At 64.7% G+C, this 19,020-nt stretch carries 15 protein-coding genes; 8 read left to right on the top strand and 7 right to left on the bottom strand.

All coding sequences use genetic code 11. The annotated features are described in order from the left end of the window. Positions 1 to 113: 113 nt before the first annotated feature. Positions 114 to 1,769, bottom strand: a complete 1,656-nt coding sequence (locus tag QQF40_RS06205; protein ID WP_285460714.1) for a BCCT family transporter — start codon at positions 1,767 to 1,769, stop codon at positions 114 to 116. Positions 1,770 to 2,034: 265 nt separating this feature from the next. Between QQF40_RS06205 and QQF40_RS06200 the strand changes: the two genes are divergently transcribed. Beyond that, positions 2,035 to 3,072, top strand: a complete 1,038-nt coding sequence (locus tag QQF40_RS06200; protein WP_175088874.1) for a GlxA family transcriptional regulator — start codon at positions 2,035 to 2,037, stop codon at positions 3,070 to 3,072. Between the two features lie 223 nt (positions 3,073 to 3,295). Here the strand turns inward: QQF40_RS06200 and QQF40_RS06195 are convergent, their stop codons facing one another. Continuing rightward, on the bottom strand, positions 3,296 to 4,483 hold the full coding sequence (locus QQF40_RS06195) for an MFS transporter (RefSeq protein ID WP_175088875.1): 1,188 nt from the start codon (positions 4,481 to 4,483) through the stop codon (positions 3,296 to 3,298). A gap of 584 nt (positions 4,484 to 5,067) precedes the next feature. Here QQF40_RS06195 and gmk point away from each other — a divergent pair. The 4 genes from gmk to QQF40_RS06175 all read left to right on the top strand — a co-directional run bounded on the left by gmk (position 5,068) and on the right by QQF40_RS06175 (position 9,293). Beyond that, positions 5,068 to 5,724: a guanylate kinase gene (gene gmk / locus QQF40_RS06190; protein WP_052384319.1), complete on the top strand. Its 657-nt coding sequence runs from the start codon at positions 5,068 to 5,070 to the stop codon at positions 5,722 to 5,724. 373 nt (positions 5,725 to 6,097) lie between these two features. After that, complete coding sequence (rpoZ, locus tag QQF40_RS06185) at positions 6,098 to 6,349, top strand: DNA-directed RNA polymerase subunit omega (protein ID WP_175088876.1); 252 nt, start codon at positions 6,098 to 6,100, stop codon at positions 6,347 to 6,349. 112 nt (positions 6,350 to 6,461) lie between these two features. Then, positions 6,462 to 8,627 carry a RelA/SpoT family protein gene (locus QQF40_RS06180; protein WP_175088877.1) on the top strand — a complete coding sequence of 722 codons (2,166 nt, stop codon included), beginning with the start codon at positions 6,462 to 6,464 and terminating at the stop codon, positions 8,625 to 8,627. Positions 8,628 to 8,903: 276 nt separating this feature from the next. Next, on the top strand, positions 8,904 to 9,293 hold the full coding sequence (locus tag QQF40_RS06175) for a RidA family protein (protein ID WP_043331752.1): 390 nt from the start codon (positions 8,904 to 8,906) through the stop codon (positions 9,291 to 9,293). A 219-nt stretch (positions 9,294 to 9,512) separates the two neighbouring features. Here QQF40_RS06175 and QQF40_RS06170 read toward each other — a convergent pair whose 3' ends face one another. Beyond that, on the bottom strand, positions 9,513 to 10,400 hold the full coding sequence (locus tag QQF40_RS06170) for an SDR family oxidoreductase (RefSeq protein WP_285460713.1): 888 nt from the start codon (positions 10,398 to 10,400) through the stop codon (positions 9,513 to 9,515). 71 nt (positions 10,401 to 10,471) lie between these two features. Between QQF40_RS06170 and QQF40_RS06165 the strand changes: the two genes are divergently transcribed. Both QQF40_RS06165 and recG read left to right on the top strand, forming a co-directional pair. Further along, a complete protein-coding gene (locus QQF40_RS06165) occupies positions 10,472 to 11,437 on the top strand; it encodes a hydrogen peroxide-inducible genes activator (protein ID WP_285460712.1) in 966 nt (321 codons plus the stop codon). Continuing rightward, positions 11,434 to 13,575 (top strand): ATP-dependent DNA helicase RecG, encoded by a 2,142-nt coding sequence (gene recG, locus QQF40_RS06160; RefSeq protein ID WP_285460711.1) that lies wholly within the window; start codon positions 11,434 to 11,436, stop codon positions 13,573 to 13,575. The genes QQF40_RS06165 and recG overlap by 4 nt, the downstream gene beginning before the upstream one ends. 19 nt (positions 13,576 to 13,594) lie before the next feature. On the opposite strand, the gene yccS is transcribed toward recG, so the two are convergent. After that, complete coding sequence (gene yccS / locus QQF40_RS06155) at positions 13,595 to 15,847, bottom strand: YccS family putative transporter (protein ID WP_285460710.1); 2,253 nt, start codon at positions 15,845 to 15,847, stop codon at positions 13,595 to 13,597. 190 nt (positions 15,848 to 16,037) lie between these two features. Between yccS and QQF40_RS06150 the strand changes: the two genes are divergently transcribed. Beyond that, positions 16,038 to 16,454 (top strand): DUF2780 domain-containing protein, encoded by a 417-nt coding sequence (locus QQF40_RS06150; RefSeq protein WP_285460709.1) that lies wholly within the window; start codon positions 16,038 to 16,040, stop codon positions 16,452 to 16,454. Between the two features lie 127 nt (positions 16,455 to 16,581). On the opposite strand, the gene QQF40_RS06145 is transcribed toward QQF40_RS06150, so the two are convergent. From QQF40_RS06145 to QQF40_RS06135, 3 genes are all read right to left on the bottom strand, one after another. Next, on the bottom strand, positions 16,582 to 16,938 hold the full coding sequence (locus QQF40_RS06145; protein ID WP_054556348.1) for a hypothetical protein: 357 nt from the start codon (positions 16,936 to 16,938) through the stop codon (positions 16,582 to 16,584). Between the two features lie 173 nt (positions 16,939 to 17,111). Then, positions 17,112 to 17,387 carry an HU family DNA-binding protein gene (locus tag QQF40_RS06140; protein ID WP_024952843.1) on the bottom strand — a complete coding sequence of 92 codons (276 nt, stop codon included), beginning with the start codon at positions 17,385 to 17,387 and terminating at the stop codon, positions 17,112 to 17,114. Positions 17,388 to 17,637: 250 nt separating this feature from the next. Beyond that, a complete protein-coding gene (locus QQF40_RS06135) occupies positions 17,638 to 18,837 on the bottom strand; it encodes an NAD(P)/FAD-dependent oxidoreductase (RefSeq protein WP_175088883.1) in 1,200 nt (399 codons plus the stop codon). Between the last annotated feature and the right edge of the window lie 183 nt (positions 18,838 to 19,020).

The following is a 19,020-nucleotide window of genomic DNA, read 5'->3' as shown; positions in this document are numbered from 1 at the left end:
TGATAACAACTCATGACCTCCCTCGGCTGCCCTCTTCGGGCCATGCCAGACTGATCCGTGCGTGACGACATGCAAAGGCCGCCCACTCGGGCGGCCTTTTTCACATCAGCCAGTTACAACCCTTGCTCACGCGCCATCTGCCGCGCGATACGTGGGGCATTCCACAGACTGGGCAACAGCACCAGCGAGACAGGCACCGCGGTCACCACGATGAAGGATTGCAGCGCATTGATGCCGCCATTGCCCATCGAGATCAGGATCGCCGCCACGACCCCCATGATGAGGCTCCAGAACACGCGCACGCTGCGTGGCGGATTGTCGTGCCCGCACATCACCATCGAGATGGCGTAGGTCATCGAATCCCCGGTCGTGGCCACGAACAGCGCCGACAGAATCAGGAACAGCACCGACATGATGAAGCCGAACGGCAGCTGCTGAGTGATGGCGATCAAGGCCGCCGACAGATTGAAGCCGCTGAACGGGCCCGAGACGCTGCCCGGGTTTTCCAGCTCGAAGGCCAGGCCGCTGCCGCCGAGAATGGTGAACCAGACACAGGTCGCGAGCGGCGACAGGATGGTGATCAACAGCACCATCTGGCGCAGGGTGCGCCCCCGCGAGATACGCGCGACCAGCATCGCCATCAGCGGACCGAAGCCGATGAACCAGCCCCAGAAGAACAGCGTCCAGCTATCCAGCCAGCCGCTGTCGCCGCGGAAGACCGCCATCGGCACGATGTTGTCCAGGTAGTCGACCATGCCCAACGGGAAGGCCTTGAGCAGGAATTCGGTCGGCCCGAAGAGCACGATGAAGAACAGCATCGCGCCGCCGATCAGCACGTTGGCACTGCTCAGGAACTGGATGCCGCGCATCACGCCACTGACGGCGGACAGGGTGTAGACGAGGGTCAGGATGGCCAACAGCACCAGTTGCGTCGCGTAGGTATCGGGAATGCCGAACAGCGCATTGAGACCATAACTGACCTGGATACCGAGGAAACCGACCGGCCCCACGGTGCCCGCGATGACGGCCAGCACGCAGCAGGCATCGACCAGTGCGCCGATCGGCCCACGCATCACGCGTTCTCCGAGCAGCGGATAGAGCAAGGTGCGCGGCTTGAGCGGCAAGCCCTTCTCATAGTGCAGGTGCATGAAGACGACGCCCGTCAGACTGCCCAGCACCGCCCAGCCGAGAAAGCCCCAGTGCATGAAACTCTGCGCCAGCGCATTGTAGGCCGCATCGAGATTGCCGACCGGCGCCTCCGGCCCGAAGACGGGCGGCGGCGAGGCGAAGTGCGCGATGGGCTCAGCGGCGGCCCAGAACACGCCACCACCGGCGAGCAGGGTGCACAGAATGGTCGCCATCCAGCGCGGCGTGGAGATGTCAGGCGTCGACAATCCGCCCAAGACCACGCGCCCTGTGCGCCCGAAGGTCATGCCGACGGCGACGAGGAAGGTCACGATCATCAAGCCCTGCCAATAGGCACCGAAGCAGGTGGTCGAGAAGTCGAAGGCGTGATTGATCAGGGCCGACACGCCGTCCAGGTCGATGAGCGCGGCGGCGACGAACAGCGCCATCACGCCTCCACTGAGGAGGAAGACCGGCCAGTCCAGACTGCGGGAACTGTTGAGCGCGGTGAGCTCGGAATCAGGAAGTGATGCGGCTTGATCGGGAGAGGATGCGGTGTGATCAGCAAGAGATGCGGCGTGATCGGAAAGGGGAGCTGCTTGGGTTGCGGAGCCGGACAAGGCAGTCCGGGTGGTATCCGTCATTAGTCAGCCTCGGGGCATGATCTGAGTGACAGGGCAGTCTAACAGGCGAGAAAGCGCCGAATATGACACAAGTGATTGTTTTTACACCCATGTAACGCGACGTATCATCAAGCCAACAGCCTCATTACATGCCTGCCACCCCGTAACCGCCAGCGAGAGGCTCGCCGCGGGAGCGCGCAGCTGCGAGGATGGAGTCTCACGGTGGCCAGCCTGCCGGTCGCCTTCGATCCACTGCCGCTCGCGGCCCCTGCAACGAACGCAAGCCATGACCTCGCCCCGCCGCCGCGACTTCACTCCCGCGATGAAGCGTCGCAACCAGCATCTGCTCAAGGACGTGACCTGTGCCCAGAGCGCACCGCTCAATGTCGCCTTCATTCTGTTGGAGCATTTCTCGATGCCCGCCTTCACCAGCGCACTCGATGTGCTGGTCACGGCCAATCTGCTCAGAGACGTTCCCTTCTATCGCATTCACACCTTCGGGGTGACGGCGGGCAGCGTGCGCAGTGATCTGGGCATCGACATCATGGCCAGCGCCGGGCTCGAGTCGCTGGGGCAGGCGCAGATCGACATGATCATCGTGTGTGGCGGCTACCGGGTGCAGCTGGACGAGATTCCCTTGCTGAGCGAGGTCTTGCGCCGAGCCGATCACCAGGGTTGTCGCCTCGGCAGCCTGTGGAATGGCAGCTACTTCCTGGCGGCCGCCGGCGTGATGGCGGGCCATCGCTGCACCATCCATCCCGAGAATGCGGCGCTGTTCAGCGAGTCATTCCCCCAGCTGGAGCTGTCGCGTGCCCCGCTGGTGGTGGAAGCGGCGCGCTTCAGCTGCACCAATGCCGGCAGCGCGCTGAACATGATGCTGGAAGCCATGCGCCAGCGTCACGGCGATGACCTGGCGCGCAGTGTCGAGGAAATCCTCGCCTGCGAGCGCCCCGCGACGCCCAGCCCCTGGCACCCGGACCAGACGCTGCCCGCGCCGGACAGCCAGCACCCGGAGGCACTTCGCACCATCCTTGAGCTGATGAGCAACAACCTCGAGGAGCCTTTGAACATGAGCGAGATCTCGCGCTGCGTGACGCTGTCACGCCGCCAGATAGAGCGCCTGTTCACCCGCCATCTGGATACCACGCCCTCGCGCCATTATCTGGAGCTGCGCCTTACCCGGGCTCGCCAGCTGCTGACACAGGGCAGCGCCAGCATCACTGAGGTCACCGTAGCCTGTGGCTTCGTCAGCACGACCCACTTCAGCCACTGCTTCCGCGATTACTTCGGCATGTCGCCGACGCGTGCGCGTCAACAGCGCTGACAGTGCCCTGTTGCTTACGTGCCGGTGCCGCTACCAAGACAGCCCTGCACAGACTGCCTTCCACAGACTTTTCGCCACGCAAACGCAGAACGCCGCCCCGAAGGGCGACGTTCTTTCGTTGCGGCTTGTGCTCACGAGACTCTGTCTTGCCTCACTTTCCTGGCCTCACTTTCCTGGCCTCACTTTCCTGGCCTCGCGCTCACGACCTCGCTTCAGGCCCACATCAGGCAGAAGCCGTCTGCAGCTCGCGGCGCTCATGACGCTGACCAAGCAGGAAGACGATCAAGCCCGCGATGGCCATCGCCACCCCGACCAGGCCGATGGAGGAATGCGACGGGCCATAGGCGAAGGCCATGCCACCACACCAGGCGCCCAGCGCATTGGCGATGTTGAAGGCCGCATGATTGAGCGTCGCCGCCATGGTCTGGGCGTCTTCCGCCACATCCATCAGGCGCATCTGCAGCGCCGGCGCCAGACCGATACCGGTACCGACCAGCCCGACGAACAGGATGCCGCTCCAGACACCATCGGCGGCGAAGTAGAAGCCGCCCTGCACCAGCGCGCTCCAGATCAGCACGGCAGGAATGGTTCGCATCAGGTCGATGTCCGCGGCACGGCTACCGATCAGGTTGCCGATGATGGTGCCTACCCCGAAGACGGCCAGCACCATCGGCACCAGATTCTGGGACAGCCCGGCCTGGACATTGAGCGTCTCCACCGCATAGCTGTAGACGCTGAACATGCCGCCGAAACCGATGCAGGCGATGCCGAGGGTATAGAGCACCCGCGGCTTGATCAGAGCGGCCAGCTCGGTCAGCGGGGTCGCGTCCTGATTGCCGGCCTGATAGGGCACGAAGCCGCGCACCAGCAGCGCCGTGACCAGTGCCAGCAGGCCGACGACGAGGAAGGCGGAATGCCAACCGAACAGGCTGCCGAACCAGGTCGCCGCTGGCGCCCCGATCAGAATCGCCACCGTCAGGCCCAGCATCACGCGACCGACGGCCCGCCCGCGCTCACCGGCCGGGGCAGCATCCGCCGCCACCAGGGCCGCAACGCCCAGATAGACACCATGCGGCAGGCCGGCGATGAAGCGCAGCGCGGCAAAGCTGGTCAGCGACGGTGCCAGCAGGCTGGCCACGTTGCTGACCGCGAACAGCAGCATCAGGCCGATCAGCAACCCGCGACGCGGCAGGCGTGCGCCCAGCGCCGAGATCAGGGGCGCACCGACCACCACGCCCATCGCATAGGCACTGATGGCGTAGCCGACCTGCTGCGAGGACACATTGAAATCCGCCGCGATGTTGGGCATCAGGCCCATGATCACGAATTCGGTAGTGCCGATGGCAAAGGCGCCGAGCGCCAGCGCCAGTTCGGCGATGCGCGGATGGCGCGCAACGGGGGAGGCAGACATGTCCGGGTCTCCTGAAACTTGAAAAGGGGGGTATCACCCGTGGCCGTACTCAGCCATGGCGCCACTGTCAGGGGCAGGTCACGGCTGACATTGCCCGCGCATGGCTGGCGCTACACAGGGCAAAAGACCGCGCGCCATTCATCATCAGCCGGAAGGCGGGAATGAATGGCGCGCGGGACAGGTAACGGGTGATGCGCTCGTGCGCGGCCTCTCTGGCGGAGGCCTGCGGCACGTCTGGCGCTGCTCTATCGACTTATGTACGCGTCTGGCAAGGCGCGTCGGGAATCACGGGAGTGCGCAAGCTCAGGCCAGCATGGCGAGGCGGTGGCAAACCGCGTGTCCCTTCAAGACCCCAGGCCGGCGCGAGAACTGGCTGACGCGAGAACTGGCCGACGCTTGAGTGATAACTGAAATATACGACCATTGTTGCAGATAACGCCACGCCAACCCAGCCACTTCGCGACGACAACTGTGATGCCCGAGCTGCAACATTGCATCGCGGGACTGTCATGCGCGCGTGCAGCCCAAGCGGGGTGGATTATGCGATAATGCCGCGATTCAGCGACAGCAAGCGGATCACTTCCATGTCTTCGACTTCTTCAGCATCTTCCTCGGCGGCCAGCAACGCACGTGGCACGCTCTACATCATTTCCGCGCCGTCCGGCGCCGGCAAGACCACCCTGGTCAAGGCACTGCTGGAGCGCATGGACGGTATCGGCGTATCCGTCTCGCACACCACCCGCGGCCAGCGCCCGGGCGAGCAGGACGCCGTCAACTATCACTTCGTGGACGTCGATCACTTCAAGACCATGATCGAGCAGGGCGACTTCTTCGAGCACGCCCAGGTCTTCGACAACTTCTATGGCACCTCGCGCCCGGCGGTCGAAGCTCGCCTGAGCAAGGGCGAGGACGTCATCCTCGAGATCGACTGGCAAGGTGCCCAGCAAGTGCGTGCCCAGGTGCCGGAAGCCGTCTCCATCTTCATCCTGCCGCCGTCGCGTGAAGCGCTGCTCGAGCGCCTGTCCGGTCGCGGTACCGATGGCGAGGACGTGATCGCGCGTCGCATGCGCGATGCGGTCAGCGAGATGTCCCACTACGACGAATACGACCTGATTGTCATCAATGATGACTTTGAGCAGGCGCTCGACGAGCTGTGCGGACTCGTCAATGCCCAGCGTGCGCGTCTGCCACGCGTGCAGCATCGCCACGCGGCACTGCTCGATTCCCTGCTGGCCGACTGATGACGGCGTCGGGAATCCGCCTGCTCAGTCAGACGCGAGGCTGGCCCGACAACCGGGCAGGATTTGCAGGCTTTCGTCCTGATCATGCGCGCTGTGGTCGCGTACGCCGCCGACAGACGCGCCGGGCGAAGGAGTTGATCGCGCCTGACTTGTCATGTCACGACGGCGTCGAGTAGACTCGATTCCCTTTCAGAATCATTGGCCGCTGAGCCGTCTCGCCCCTGGCGGGCCGGCTCAGCGGCATTGTGCTTGCGTCGTGTGCGAGATACTGTCAGATGATCAGGGTAAGTGGCCCCTAGCGGTCGCGGCACTCTGCGCTGATTACACGCCGACAGCGAACCCCGAATATCCCGCTATTGATAGGTGCACCGCCATGGCTCGCGTAACCGTAGAAGATTGCCTCGAGAACGTCGACAACCGCTTCCAGCTGGTGATGATCGCCACACGTCGTGCACGTCAGCTGTCACGCGGCAGCCGCAACGCCCAACTGCCGTGGGAAAACGACAAGCCCACCGTCCTCGCCCTGCGCGAAGTGGCGGCAGGTCTGGTCGGTCGTGACATCCTGAACGAGCCGGTCGAAGCTCCGATCCAGCGCAAGCCGGTAATGCCGCAGATCGAAGACTGAGCCTACGCTCAGCCTGCCGACTGCATGTGTGCTTCCGCACCTCTGCCACTCCCGCCCTCGTGGCCGGAGCACGGGGTGCGGGCCCGGAAACACTCTGAGCCAAGGCCGCTGAATGTTCACGATCGATGACCTGGCAGACCGCCTGGGCGGTTATCTTCCCGAGGAAGAGATCCGTCAGGTTAGGCGCGCCTTCTATTACGCCGAGCAGGCCCACGATGGCCAGCGCCGACGTTCCGGTGAACCCTATGTGACCCACCCGCTGGCGGTGGCGAACATTCTCGCCAACATGCACATGGACCATCAGAGCCTGATGGCCGCCATGCTGCACGATGTCATCGAAGACACCAGCGTGACCTTCGAGGCACTGGCAGGCCAGTTCGGCGAACCCGTCGCCCTGCTGGTGGATGGCGTCTCGAAGCTGACCCAGATCACCTTCGAGGACAAGGCCGTCGCCCAGGCCGAGAACTTCCAGAAGATGGTGCTGGCGATGTCCCAGGACATCCGCGTCATCATCGTCAAGCTCGCCGACCGTCTGCACAACATGCGTACCCTCGGCGCCCTGCGCCCCGAGAAGAAGCGTCGCATCGCCCGTGAGACGCTCGAGATCTACGCCCGCGTCGCCAACCGTCTCGGTATCAACACCATTCGCGTCGAGCTGGAAGACCTCTCCTTCCAGGCGCTGCACCCGATGCGTTCCGAACGCATCAAGCGTGCCGTCACCGCCGCGCGTGGCAATCGCCGTACCCTGATGCGCGAGATCCAGGCCAGTCTGCAGAACGCGCTGGAGCGCGATCAGCTGCCCGGCTCGGTGATCGGTCGTCAGAAGCATCTGCTGTCCATCTATCGCAAGATGCGTGACCAGCAGAAGCCCTTCAATGAATTGATGGACGTGTTCGGCTTCCGCATCATCACCGATGACGTGGACAGCTGCTATCGAATCCTCGGCGTGGTACACAATCTCTACAAGCCGGTGCCGGGTCGCTTCAAGGATTACATCGCGATCCCCAAGGCCAACGGCTACCAGAGTCTGCACACCACGCTGTTCGGCATGAATGGCATGCCCATCGAGGTACAGATCCGTACCCGCGAGATGGAAGCGATGGCCAACAACGGCATCGCGGCGCACTGGCTGTACAAGGCCGGCCAGACCGACCGCCCCATCGGTGCCGGCAGCCATGCGCGTGCCCGCGAATGGGTGCGGGGTCTGCTCGAGATGCAGCGCCATGCCGGCAACTCGCTCGAGTTCATCGAGCACGTCAAGAACGACCTCTTCCCCGACGATACCTATGTGTTCACCCCCAAGGGCGACATCATGGAATTGCCGCGCGGCGCGACGGCGGTCGATTTTGCCTATGCGGTGCACACTGATGTCGGCAACAGCTGTATCGCCTGCCGCATCGATCGTCATCTGGCGCCGCTATCCTCGCCGCTGGAGAGTGGCCAGACCGTCGAAGTCATCACCGCGCCGGGCGCCAAGCCCAATCTGGCGTGGCTCAACTTCGTCACCACAGCCAAGGCGCGCTCTGCCGTGCGTCATTACCTCAAGCATCAGCAGCGCAGCGAATCCGTGACCTTGGGTCAGCGCCTGCTCAACAAGGCACTCGCCGGGCTGGACGCTTCCCTCGAGCAACTGCCGCCCAGGCGTCTCGATACGCTGGCCGCGGAGCTGGAGCTGGAAGGCGGGCGTGATGATCTGCTCGAGTCCATCGGGCTTGGTACCCGCGCCGCCTACAGCGTGGCCCAGAGCCTTCTTAGCGACACGACCAGCGCCACGGCACAGCAGCCCAAGTTCTCGGCCAAGGACGGCAATGTCCAGGCGGAGAACAGCGGCAACAGCCCGATGCAGGTCAGCGGTGGCAACAGCATGGTCACCAGCTACGCGCGCTGCTGTCACCCGCTGCCCGGCGAGCCGATCATGGGCCATCTGTCGGCCGGCAAGGGCCTGGTGGTCCATCGTCAGGAATGCAGCAACATCACCGAACTGGCCAGCGATCCGGAACGCGTCTTCCCGCTGACCTGGGCCGATCAGGTCGAAGGCGACTTCACGGTGGCGCTGCGTATCGAGGCACAGACCCAGCGCGGCCTGATCGCCGAGCTGGCAGAGCTGGTCACCGATGCCGAAGCCAATATCGAGCGCATCGGCATCGAGGAACGCGACGCCCATCTGGCCATCGTCAATCTGACGCTGGCCGTGCGTGATCGCATTCATCTGGCGCGTATCATCAAGCGCATGCGCAACCTGTTGCACGTGGAGCGAATCACCCGCGTCCTCAGCTGATCCAGCGTACTGGCCGCGTCGTCCGCCACTGGCGGGCGGCGCGGTTTTTGTTTTCAAGGCTGCCGCAGAGTAGCCATCGGACACGTTCTTCTTGAACACCCGTGTCGCGGCCAAGGCCATGCACGTCAGCTCGACGGCAGTGCATGACCTTGACCGCGGCCGAACTCGCCGTGGACGGCGAGCCCCTATAACCACAATCGTAACCCGCTGCTGAAGGCCGCCACCGCACAACACTCGCAACCGGCAAGGCTTGAGCGCAGTCACAAGGAGCATGTCATGAGCAATCGCGCGATCATCAACACCGACAAGGCCCCTGCTGCCATCGGTCCGTATTCCCAAGCGATCAAGGCGGGCAACACCGTCTATCTGTCCGGCCAGATTCCGCTGGACCCGCAGACGATGGAAGTCGTCGAAGGCGGTATCGAGGCGCAGGCGCGTCAGGTCTTCACCAACCTGAATGCCGTGTGCGAAGAAGCCGCCGGCAGCCTGGGCGACATCGTCAAGCTCAACCTCTACCTGACCGATCTGGACGACTTCGCGCGCGTCAACGCGGTGATGGAAGAGTTCTTCACCGCGCCCTTCCCGGCGCGTGCCGCGGTCGGCGTCAAGGCGCTGCCCAAGGGCGTGGCCTTCGAAGCCGAAGGCGTGATGGTCATCGGTGACTGAGCACCCGCTCACTGACGATGGCAGGTCACCCGCAAGGAGTGCCTGACGCAGAGACGACAGTGCCCGCCCCGGGATCCCGGGGCGGGCACTGTCAGTTGGCGCTTCATCTGGGCACTGCGTCACTCAAGAACTGGCCGCTCCTCAGCCAGTCTCGGCGAGCAACTTGTCCACACCCGGTCTGGCGGCTCGACGCGCAACCGCATGTGGACAAGTGAAAGATCAGCGGCCCGACAATTCGCCCTTCGGCACCGTCACGCCGTGCTCCTTGAGCACTTCGGCATAGCCTTCGCGGAAGGTCGGGTAACGGAAGGTGTAACCGCTCTCGAGCAACAGGGCGTTGCCACAGCGTTTGCTGGAACGACGTCGCAGCGGTGACTGGATCACCTCGGTGGACTCGACCTTGAGCTGACGCGCCAACCAGGCCATCACTTCGTGCAGCGGTGCGCCATCGCAGTCGGTGGCCAGATAGATCGGCTCGACCGGCTTGCCCTCGAGGCTCAGCGCGATCAGGTGCGCCAGCACGCCCGCGCAGTCGTCACGATGGATGCGGTTGGAGTAGAGTGGCGGGTTGCTGGCGGCGATGCGACCATCACGCGCCTGGCGGATCAGCATGTCGCGGCCCGGCCCGTAGATGCCGGAAAAGCGCACCACGGTGCCGTTGAGCGAGGAGTCGAGCAGCGCCTGCTCGCCTTCACGCATCAACTGGCCCGAGAAGCTGGTGGCATCGGTGGGCGACTGCTCGTCGACTTCCTCGCCATCCTTCTGGGCGTAGACGGAGGTCGAGGACACGAACAGCACGCGGGTCGGCGGATTGGCGCGCGACTCGAGCTCCGTCACCAGCGCCCGAATGCCGTCGACGTATGCGGCGCGATAGGCCTCTTCGTCGAAACGGTCGGCGCTCAGCACATGTACCACCGTGTCGGCATCTGGCAAGCTGGCCAGTGCACCTTCGGCAGTGATGTCCAACGCCAGCGTCTCGATGCCGAGATCCGCGAGCCTGGACACATCGCGCCTGACACCAATGACGTGCTGACCGGCCTTGAGCAGTTCGCGTGCCAGCGCGCTGCCAACGTCGCCACAACCGAGGATGAGACTCGTCTTCTTCACCTTTGCCGTGCTCCTTGGTAAAACGAATCGGTACCCACCGCATCCCAGGATGCCAGTTCCGGGCAGGAATCATGACTCTAACAGAACTCCGCTACATCGTAACCTTGGCCCAGGAGCGTCATTTCGGACGCGCCGCAGAGCGCTGCTTCGTCTCGCAGCCCACCCTGTCGGTGGCCGTCAAGAAGCTTGAGGAAGAGCTGGGAGTCGCACTGTTCGAGCGTTCCAAGTCCACCGTACAGGTCACACCGCTCGGCGAGAAGATCGTTCAGCAGGCCCAGCGCGTGCTGGAGCAGTCCAGCGTGATCAAGGAACTGGCCAATTCCGGCAAGGATCAGCTCTCCAGCCCGCTGCGCATCGGCGCCATCTATACCATCGGACCGTATCTTTTCCCGCACCTGGTGCCGGAACTGACGCGGCGTGCGCCGAAGATGCCGCTCTACATCGAGGAAGGCATGACCGGCGATCTGCGTCGCAAGCTGCGCAATGGCGAGCTGGACGTGATCATCGTCGCACTGCCGTTCACCGAGACCGACGTACTGACGAAGATCCTCTACGAAGAGCCCTTCGAAGTCCTGTTGCCGGCCGGCCACCCCCTGCTCGAGCAGGACAGCATCGCCAAGGAGCAGTTGATCAACGAGCGTCTGCTGATGCTTGGCGAGGGCCACTGCTTCCGTGATCAGATTCTCGAGGCCTGCCCGGCCATCGGCAATCAGATCAACAACCCCGAGAATACGCTGATCGCCGAAGGCGGCTCGCTGGAAACCATCCGCCACATGGTCGCTTCCGGCCTCGGTATCACCGTGCTGCCCTACTCGGCCACCGGGACCGGTCATTACGAGAGCGGCGTGCTCGAGACGCGCCCCTTCAAGGGCCCGGCGCCCAGCCGCAGCGTGGCCCTGGCATGGCGTGCCAGCTTCCCGCGCCCCAAGGCCATCGACGTGATCAGCCAGGCGATCGCCGAGTGCTCCAATCGTGCCCGCCAGAGCAATGAGAACGGCATGCAGGGCTCCGCTTCCCAGAGCCACGAACCGGCATGAGCAGGGCGGGCACGGAAGCCTCATCTGCCGGGCCCGCCAGCGCCGGTGTCTTCGCCACCGGCGCGCTGGCCCAACCGCTGGACAGCCTGAGCGGCGTCGGCCCTGCGCTGAGCGAGAAGCTGTCGCGCCTGGGGCTGGAGCGCGTCGCAGACCTGCTGTTCCATCTACCGCTGCGCTATCAGGACCGGACCCGCGTCACGCCCATCGGCACGCTCAAGAGCGGCATGGAGGCGGTGGTGGAAGGCGAGGTGACGGCCTGTGACATCGTCAAGGGCCGCCGCCGCAGCCTGCTGGTGCGTCTGCGCGATGGCAGCGGCATTCTCAGTCTGCGCTTCTTCCACTTCTCCCCAGCCCAGCAGCAGCAATTCCAGCGTGGCCATAGCGTGCGCTGCTTCGGCGAAGCACGCGCCGGGGCCACCGGTCTCGAGATCTACCATCCGGAATACCGCCTGCTTGGCCAGGGCACCGCACCGGTGGAAGACCACCTCACGCCCATCTATCCGGCCACCGAAGGCCTCAACCAGGCGCGCCTGCGTGCCCTGATCGCCCAGGCGCTCAAGCAGCTCGAGGAGACGCCCCACGAGCTGCCGGACCTGATCCCCGAGGCGCTGCGCACGCGCTTTCGCCTGCCCGGCGTGATCGAGTGTCTGCGCTTTCTGCACGAGCCGCCGCCGGATGCGCCCGTCGATCAGATGAGTGACGGCGTGCACCCGAGTCAGCGCCGCCTCGCCCAGGAAGAATTGCTCGCCCACCAGCTGAGCCTGCGTCAGGTGCGCGCGCGTATCCAGCAGGATGGCGCGCCCTCGCTGAGCGCCAGTGGCGGCCTCAGCACGCGCTTTCTCACCCAGCTGCCCTTCTCGCTGACCGGCGCCCAGCATCGTGTGCTGGAAGACGTGCGCCGCGACCTGGCGCGCGAAGTGCCGATGCTGCGTCTGGTGCAGGGCGATGTGGGTTCGGGCAAGACGGTGGTCGCCGCGCTGGCGGCGCTGATCGCGATCGGCGGCGGCTGTCAGGCGGCCTTGATGGCGCCCACCGAGATTCTCGCCGAACAGCATTATCGCAACTTCCGCGAATGGCTGGAGCCATTGGGCATCGAGGTAGCGTGGCTGGCCGGCAAGCTCAAGGGCAAGGCGCGGCTGGATGCCAAGGCCGCCATCGCCGATGGCCGGGCCCGCATGGTGGTCGGCACGCATGCACTGTTTCAGGCCGACGTGACCTTCCAGCGCCTGGGGCTGGCGATCGTCGACGAGCAGCACCGCTTCGGCGTGCATCAACGTCTCGCTTTGCGGGCAAAGGGGGAAGCCGGTGGTCTGACGCCGCACCAGCTGATCATGACCGCGACGCCGATTCCACGCACCCTGGCGATGAGCGCCTACGCCGACCTCGACCTGTCGGTGATCGACGAGCTGCCGCCGGGACGCACCCCGGTGCAGACCGTCGCGGTAGCCGACCCGCGCCGTCCCGAGGTGGTCGAGCGCATCCGCGCCGCCTGCTCCGAGGGCCGTCAGGCCTATTGGGTATGTACGCTGATCGAGGAATCCGAGGTGATGACCTGCCAGGCCGCCGAGGTGACGCGTGACGAGCTGACCGAGGCGCTGCCGGAGCTGTCCATCGGCCTGGTCCATGGCCGCATGAAGGCGGCCGAGAAGGCCGAGGTGATGGCGGCATTCAAGGACGGCGAGCATGACCTGCTGGTGGCGACCACGGTGATCGAGGTCGGGGTCGATGTGCCGAATGCCAGCCTGATGGTGATCGACAATCCCGAGCGTCTCGGCCTGTCGCAGCTGCACCAGCTGCGTGGCCGAGTCGGGCGTGGCAGCACCGAGAGCTTCTGTGTGCTGCTCTATCATCCACCGCTGTCGCAGCACTCCAAGCAGCGCCTGGCAGTGATGCGCGAGACGACGGATGGCTTCAAGATCGCCGAGAAGGACCTGGAGCTACGCGGACCCGGCGAAGTGCTGGGCACGCGCCAGACGGGGCTGGCGGGAATGAAGATCGCCGATCTAGAGCGTGACAGTGACCTGATCGCCCCGACCACCACACTGGCCGATGCCATCCTCAGCGAGGCCCCGCAGGCCGCGGAGCCCTTGATTCGCCGCTGGCTGGGCGAGGCGGCCGGGCAATACGGCGCCGTCTGAGCCGCCGCGCGCCAGCGACTCAGCTGGCGCGGCTGGCCTTGATCAGCTGGGTGCCGGCGCTTTCCAGCGGCTGCAACAGCCGCAGCACCAGAATCAGCTGCGACAGCGCCAGGCGTCCGGTGGTGGATTCGACCTGCTCGACCTCAGCTTCCAGCGCCGCTATCTCGTCTTCGCTGTCCAGTGTGACGGCGATCTCACCGCCCGACTCCAATTGCTCCCCCAACGCCGTCAGCTGCTGACTCAGGCGCTCGCCATGGCGCAGCAGCGTCTCGATGCCGCTGCTGGCCGAGGCGGTGGATTCCAGTTCGCCGCGATGCGCTGCCAGCGCCGAGAGATAGCCGAGCACGGTGTGCGCGTGGAGCAGGAAGCCGAAGCCCGGCTCGACATCGCGCCGGAAGTGCCCGGGCTCCTTGCGGGCCGTGGCCAGCAGATTGGAGAAGGCCGCGTCGGCGTTGTGGGCATTGCGCCGCGCCAGACGGTAGGCCAGATCATCGCGCTTGCCATGGCGGTACTGGGACAGCACCTCGCCCAGATAGCGGCCGCTGGTCTTGAGGCTGACGCCGGCATGACGATAGAGCTTGCGGCCCTGCCAGTCAGGCAGGATCAGCACCACCGACAGCCCGGCCAGCAGGCCACCGACCAGCGTATCGAACAGGCGTGGCCAGATGAGATCGAAACCATCGCCGACCTGGTTGAAGCACGCCAGCACCATCAGCGTGATGGCGGCGGTGGCCAGGGTGTAGCGCGAGCCACGGGTGGCGAAGAACAGCACCCCCGCGACCACGGCGATACCGGCCTGGATCGTGGGCGCCGGGAAGAGGCTGATCAGCGCCCAGCCGGCGACCAGACCGATCAGCGTGCCCAGGATCCGCTGCGCCAGCGTACGGCGCGTATCACCATAGCTGGGACGGCACACGAACAGCCCGGTCAGCAGAATCCAGTACCCCTGGGTCGGGTGCACCGCCAGCAGCACACCATAGCCGGCCACCAGCGTCGCGGTCAGACGCAGCGCATGGCGGAAGATCGGCGAGCGCGGTGTCAGGTGGCTGCGGATACGCTCGAACATGTCGCGCGTGCCGTGGGGCGAGCGGTCCAGCAGGCTGTTGTCGCTTTCATTGCTGACGGCTTCGAGATCATTCAGGCGCGCGATCTGGCCTTCGATCAGGCGCAGGTTGCTGGCGAGGGCTTCCAGCGCCTGCATCAGATGGTGCCACTCGGGCCGCTGCTGTTGCTTGAGATAGACGAGCGAGGCATTGAGGTCTTCCAGCGCCTGCTGGCTGTCACTGGCATCGAAGGGCTGGCGCATCAACAGCGCCTTGCCGAGCCCGCGACAGGCGCGCCCCTGCTGCTCCAGCAGGCGCTGACAGCGGAACAGGATATCGTGATGAAAGAAGGCGTCGGTGAGCTGGCCATAGGGATAATGGCTCGAGCTGGCGCGCTCGTGGAGGTCCTGGGCAATGAAGTAGAGGCGCAGGTAGCGGTCGAGCTTGGTGGTATCGCGCCGTCCGGCAAGGCGCCGGAAGACCATCTCCTTGGTCTGGTTGAGCGCCACCACCACGCGGCCGTTCTGCTCGGCCAGCGCCAGGCGGCGGGCGGACTGGTCGACATTGCGCAGCGGCTCGAACAGCTGCGCCTTGAGAATCAGATAGCGCCCCAGCTCACGGTAGAGCGTCGCCATGCTGTGCTTGAGTGGCTGGCGCGAGAACAGCGCACACCACACGACCGAGAGCAGGCCATACCAGGACGCCCCCACCACCAGCAGCAACGGCTGGACCAGATTGATGCCCAGCCCCGGTTCCCGCAGCCATTCGGGCAGGCTGCGCTCCAGCACCGCGATCTGACCATCACCATGCTGCTGCTCGAGGCTGATCATGGTGTAGACGGCCAGAATCAACGAAGCGCGCGCGATGGCGCCGTAGCGGGCATCGATGGCGCCCAGCATCGGCATCGCGAAGGTGGCCAGCGCCAGCCCGATCACGAAGGGCAGCGGCATGCCGAACAACAGCTCCACCGAGACGGCAGCGATGCTGAAGCAGGCCAGCGTCATGCCCAGAGCGCGCAGTCGACCGCGCCAGTGATCATCGGTTTCCGCCAGCCCCGAGGCGATCACGCCCAGAAACAGCGGAATCACCACCGCCATCTCGTCAAGCCAGAACCCCACCGCCATCACGCCACCCAGCGCGATCAACATGCGTAGCGAATAGCTGAAGGCATCCAGCGTCCACAATCGACGCAGAGAGTGCATGAGGGAGTCCAGGAGAGAGCGTGTCATGAAGTGTTCCGTGACCAGGGCGCCGGGCAGCGCATTAGACTTTAGATTTATATCGCTAGCATAACACCCCGTTCTGCCGTGTCCGATAGCCATGGCGCATGCAAGCGTTGGCAGGCGCGTCGAACGTCGAGTCGCCGCGACGTGCCACTCTGAAGACTCCTGACCTCATTGGCTTTCATGGAGAATACCGATGCATCCTCTTATCGAACGCGTCACCGACTCCCTCGGGCTGTCACCGGAAATCGCCGAGCAGGCGGTCGGCATGGTTCTCAAGTTCGTGCGCGAGCAGGGGCCGGATGGCCCGGCCGCCTCACTGCTGGGCGCCATTCCGGGGGCGGAAGGCCTGATCGGCAGCGCAGGCGAGGAAGCCGCCGAGTCCGGTGGCGGTGGCCTCATGGGCGGCCTGATGGGCGCCGTCAGCGCCTTCACCGGCGGCAGCGGTGGCGGCGCGCTGGAACTGGGCCAGAAGCTGATGGGGCTGGACCTGAACATGGACCAGGCGCGCGGCGTGGCCGAAGAGACGCTGAGCTATGCCCGCGAAGAAGCCGGCGATGGCGTGGTCGATCAGGTGCTGGAAGGCATTCCGGGCCTCAGGCAGCTGCTGTAACGCCCCCCAAGAGAGGCTCGCGACAAAAGAAAAGCTCGTGACAAAAGAAAGGCGCGTGACGAAAAGACGCCCCGCTGATTCTCTCAGCGGGGCGTCTTTCGTTCATGCAGGCACGGCACAGGGACATTCAGCGAATGCGCTTGAGCAATGACTGCAAGCGGTTGAGCTGAGCCGAATCGCCGACCAGTCGCACGCGCTGGTCCATCAGGCCTTGCAGGAAGGCACGCGGCGAGGGCTTGAGCAGAAAGGCCACCGCACTGTCGCTATCGGCGAAGCGCAGCTCAAGCTCGGTATCCACCGGCAGGCCACTGCCCGTGGTGACGCCCGCGTGGGACATGCGGTAGTGACGCGCGATGCTCATGTCTTCGGTCGCGACACCCCAATCCAGCGGACGCTTTTCCAGCTCGGCACGAAATTCGGGGTCACGCTTGAAGGCCCGCTTGAGCAGCAGACCCAGCACCCACAGCAATATCTTGAGCTTCATGGTGTCATTCCTTGAATCGCGAAGCATCGTTCACGCAGGCCATATGAAAATGCCACCGGCCCCGCAGGGCGGAACCGGTGGCATCAGCATGACAGCCGACAGGGCTTTGGATGACGACGATTGAAAGCCATGGCGACAGTCACCCCGGGTCTGCGCTGAAGCATGCGCCGAGGTTACTTGGTCACTGCATCCTTCAACGACTTGCCGGGTTTGAAGGCAACGGTCTTGCTGGCCGGGATGGTCAGCGGCTTGCCTGTCTGGGGATTCTTGCCGGTACGCGCCGCACGCTGGCGCACGGTGAATGAACCGAAACCGATCAGTGAGACGTCATTGCCTTTGGCCACGGTATGAGTGATCTCGTCGAGAATCACGTTCAGTACCTGACTGGCCTTGTCCTTGGATAGATCCGCACGCTCGGCGATGGCCGCAGCGAGTTCTGGCTTGCGCATGAAAAGCCCTCCTGGTTTGGCATTCTGCACGGGCGGCCAAGCCGCCGTTTCCATTGTTGTTCTTGCACTTGCTAGCGGTGGCGTATGGCGGCGACGCAATCCGCTCTCGGCAAGCTTTGCCGTATCAAACCTGTCGATGGCAGCAATCTGTCAGACCACGCCCGCCGAGCAGCATGTCTGACGGAGCATTCACTATCGTGCCTGACCGCGCTGGCAGCAAGGGATTTACGACCATCGATCATGGCATCGCCTAGCCTAGCAACGGCGGCGCCTGCCGCGCTAGCTCGACTTTCCTGCGAACGGCGGCGCCTGTCAACGCATATCCAATCAAGCGTTCGTTCATATCCAGTGCACGCGCTTCGAGATCATCGCCGTCACCATTGATTTCCCAGCGCGCCACGGCCGAACGCGGCGGATAGGCCACCACCGGCAAGACCGGTGTCTTGACCAGCACCGGCCACGCCTTCCAGTCGAGCACGCTCGGCTCGCCACACAGGTTGGCCGCCAAGGTGCGCGCAGCCATCTGCAGCGGCTGGACATACATGGCATTGACGCCCTCGACACTGACGCAATCGCCCAGCGCCCAGATATACGGCTGGGAGGTGGCCAGGTGGCGGTCGACACGGATGCCATCGCCGCCGGCACTCAGACCCGCGGCCTGCGCCAGACGAATGCGCGGCGCCAAGCCGGTCGCCAGCAGAACCACGGAGCCCGTCAGGCGACGACCGCTCTGCAGGCGCACCTCGACTGGCGCAGCCTGGCGCTCGGCCTCCTCGCCTGAGCTGGCGGCGATGGTCTCGACCATCTCGCCCTGGCGACGCGTCACACCGAGCCCATCCAGCGCCGCACCCAGACGCTGCCCCAGTGCTTGCGGCAGCAATCCATCCAGCGGAGTTTCCTCCGGCGCGACCAAGGTGACGCGGTGGCCGGCCGCCGTCAGATCATTGGCGTATTCACAGCCGACCAGTCCGGCACCGACAATCACCACATGCCCGTCTTCTCCGCGCTCGCGGGCCCTCGCCAGCGTCGCGCAGAAGGCCGCATAGTCATCGAGGTCATTGATGCTCTGCACGCGTGAGGCCACTTCCGCGGCGACGGGGAAGGGACGACGCGGCGCCGCGCCGAGTGCCAGCACCAGCTCGTCATAGGCCAGACACTCCTCGCCCAGCCATAGCTGGCGGGCATCACCGTCGATGGCAGTGACGCGTTGATGGGTACGCAGCTCGGCATTCAGCTCGTCTGCCAGCGCCACCGGCGCCTGACGCGACAGGTCGGTGGCCGACATCTTCTTGGCGAAGGCGGTGGACAGCATCGGCTTGGCATAATCGTGGCCACTGTCCTGGCTGATGAGGATCAGCCGGCTATCCTTGTCACGCGCACGCAGCGCGCGCGCCAGACCAATGCCCGCCATGCCGGTACCAATGATGACAAGGGTGCGAGGGTCGCGCATGGCACCATCTCCTGAGATCGATCCGAGGGAAGCGCTGATGAAAGAGCGCCAGCAGCGTCCGTCATGAACGCCGATGAATGCGCCCAGCATACCAGCCCGCCTGCAGTGCAGGCATGCCTGAGCGGGAGGCCTTGCCGCTCGGCCATGCTAGACTCGCCATTTCGTCATCCTGACAGGGAATTC

Origin of the sequence: Cobetia sp. LC6 (assembly GCF_030264805.1) — a bacterium.
GTDB lineage: Bacteria > Pseudomonadota > Gammaproteobacteria > Pseudomonadales > Halomonadaceae > Cobetia.
The sequence above is the reverse complement of the archived record's forward strand: the minus strand, read 5'-3'. Positions and strand labels throughout refer to the sequence as shown.

Bases quoted from the DNA above. Each gene is read 5' to 3' on its own strand.
- QQF40_RS06135 (WP_175088883.1), bottom strand. From the start codon at position 18,837: ATGCGCGACCCTCGCACCCTTGTCATCATTGGTACCGGCATGGCGGGC.
- yccS (WP_285460710.1), bottom strand. From the start codon at position 15,847: ATGACACGCTCTCTCCTGGACTCCCTCATGCACTCTCTGCGTCGATTG.
- QQF40_RS06150 (WP_285460709.1), top strand. From the start codon at position 16,038: ATGCATCCTCTTATCGAACGCGTCACCGACTCCCTCGGGCTGTCACCG.
- recG (WP_285460711.1), top strand. From the start codon at position 11,434: ATGAGCAGGGCGGGCACGGAAGCCTCATCTGCCGGGCCCGCCAGCGCC.
- QQF40_RS06180 (WP_175088877.1), top strand. From the start codon at position 6,462: ATGTTCACGATCGATGACCTGGCAGACCGCCTGGGCGGTTATCTTCCC.
- QQF40_RS06165 (WP_285460712.1), top strand. From the start codon at position 10,472: ATGACTCTAACAGAACTCCGCTACATCGTAACCTTGGCCCAGGAGCGT.
- rpoZ (WP_175088876.1), top strand. From the start codon at position 6,098: ATGGCTCGCGTAACCGTAGAAGATTGCCTCGAGAACGTCGACAACCGC.
- QQF40_RS06200 (WP_175088874.1), top strand. From the start codon at position 2,035: ATGACCTCGCCCCGCCGCCGCGACTTCACTCCCGCGATGAAGCGTCGC.
- QQF40_RS06140 (WP_024952843.1), bottom strand. From the start codon at position 17,387: ATGCGCAAGCCAGAACTCGCTGCGGCCATCGCCGAGCGTGCGGATCTA.
- QQF40_RS06145 (WP_054556348.1), bottom strand. From the start codon at position 16,938: ATGAAGCTCAAGATATTGCTGTGGGTGCTGGGTCTGCTGCTCAAGCGG.
- QQF40_RS06195 (WP_175088875.1), bottom strand. From the start codon at position 4,483: ATGTCTGCCTCCCCCGTTGCGCGCCATCCGCGCATCGCCGAACTGGCG.
- gmk (WP_052384319.1), top strand. From the start codon at position 5,068: ATGTCTTCGACTTCTTCAGCATCTTCCTCGGCGGCCAGCAACGCACGT.
- QQF40_RS06205 (WP_285460714.1), bottom strand. From the start codon at position 1,769: ATGACGGATACCACCCGGACTGCCTTGTCCGGCTCCGCAACCCAAGCA.
- QQF40_RS06175 (WP_043331752.1), top strand. From the start codon at position 8,904: ATGAGCAATCGCGCGATCATCAACACCGACAAGGCCCCTGCTGCCATC.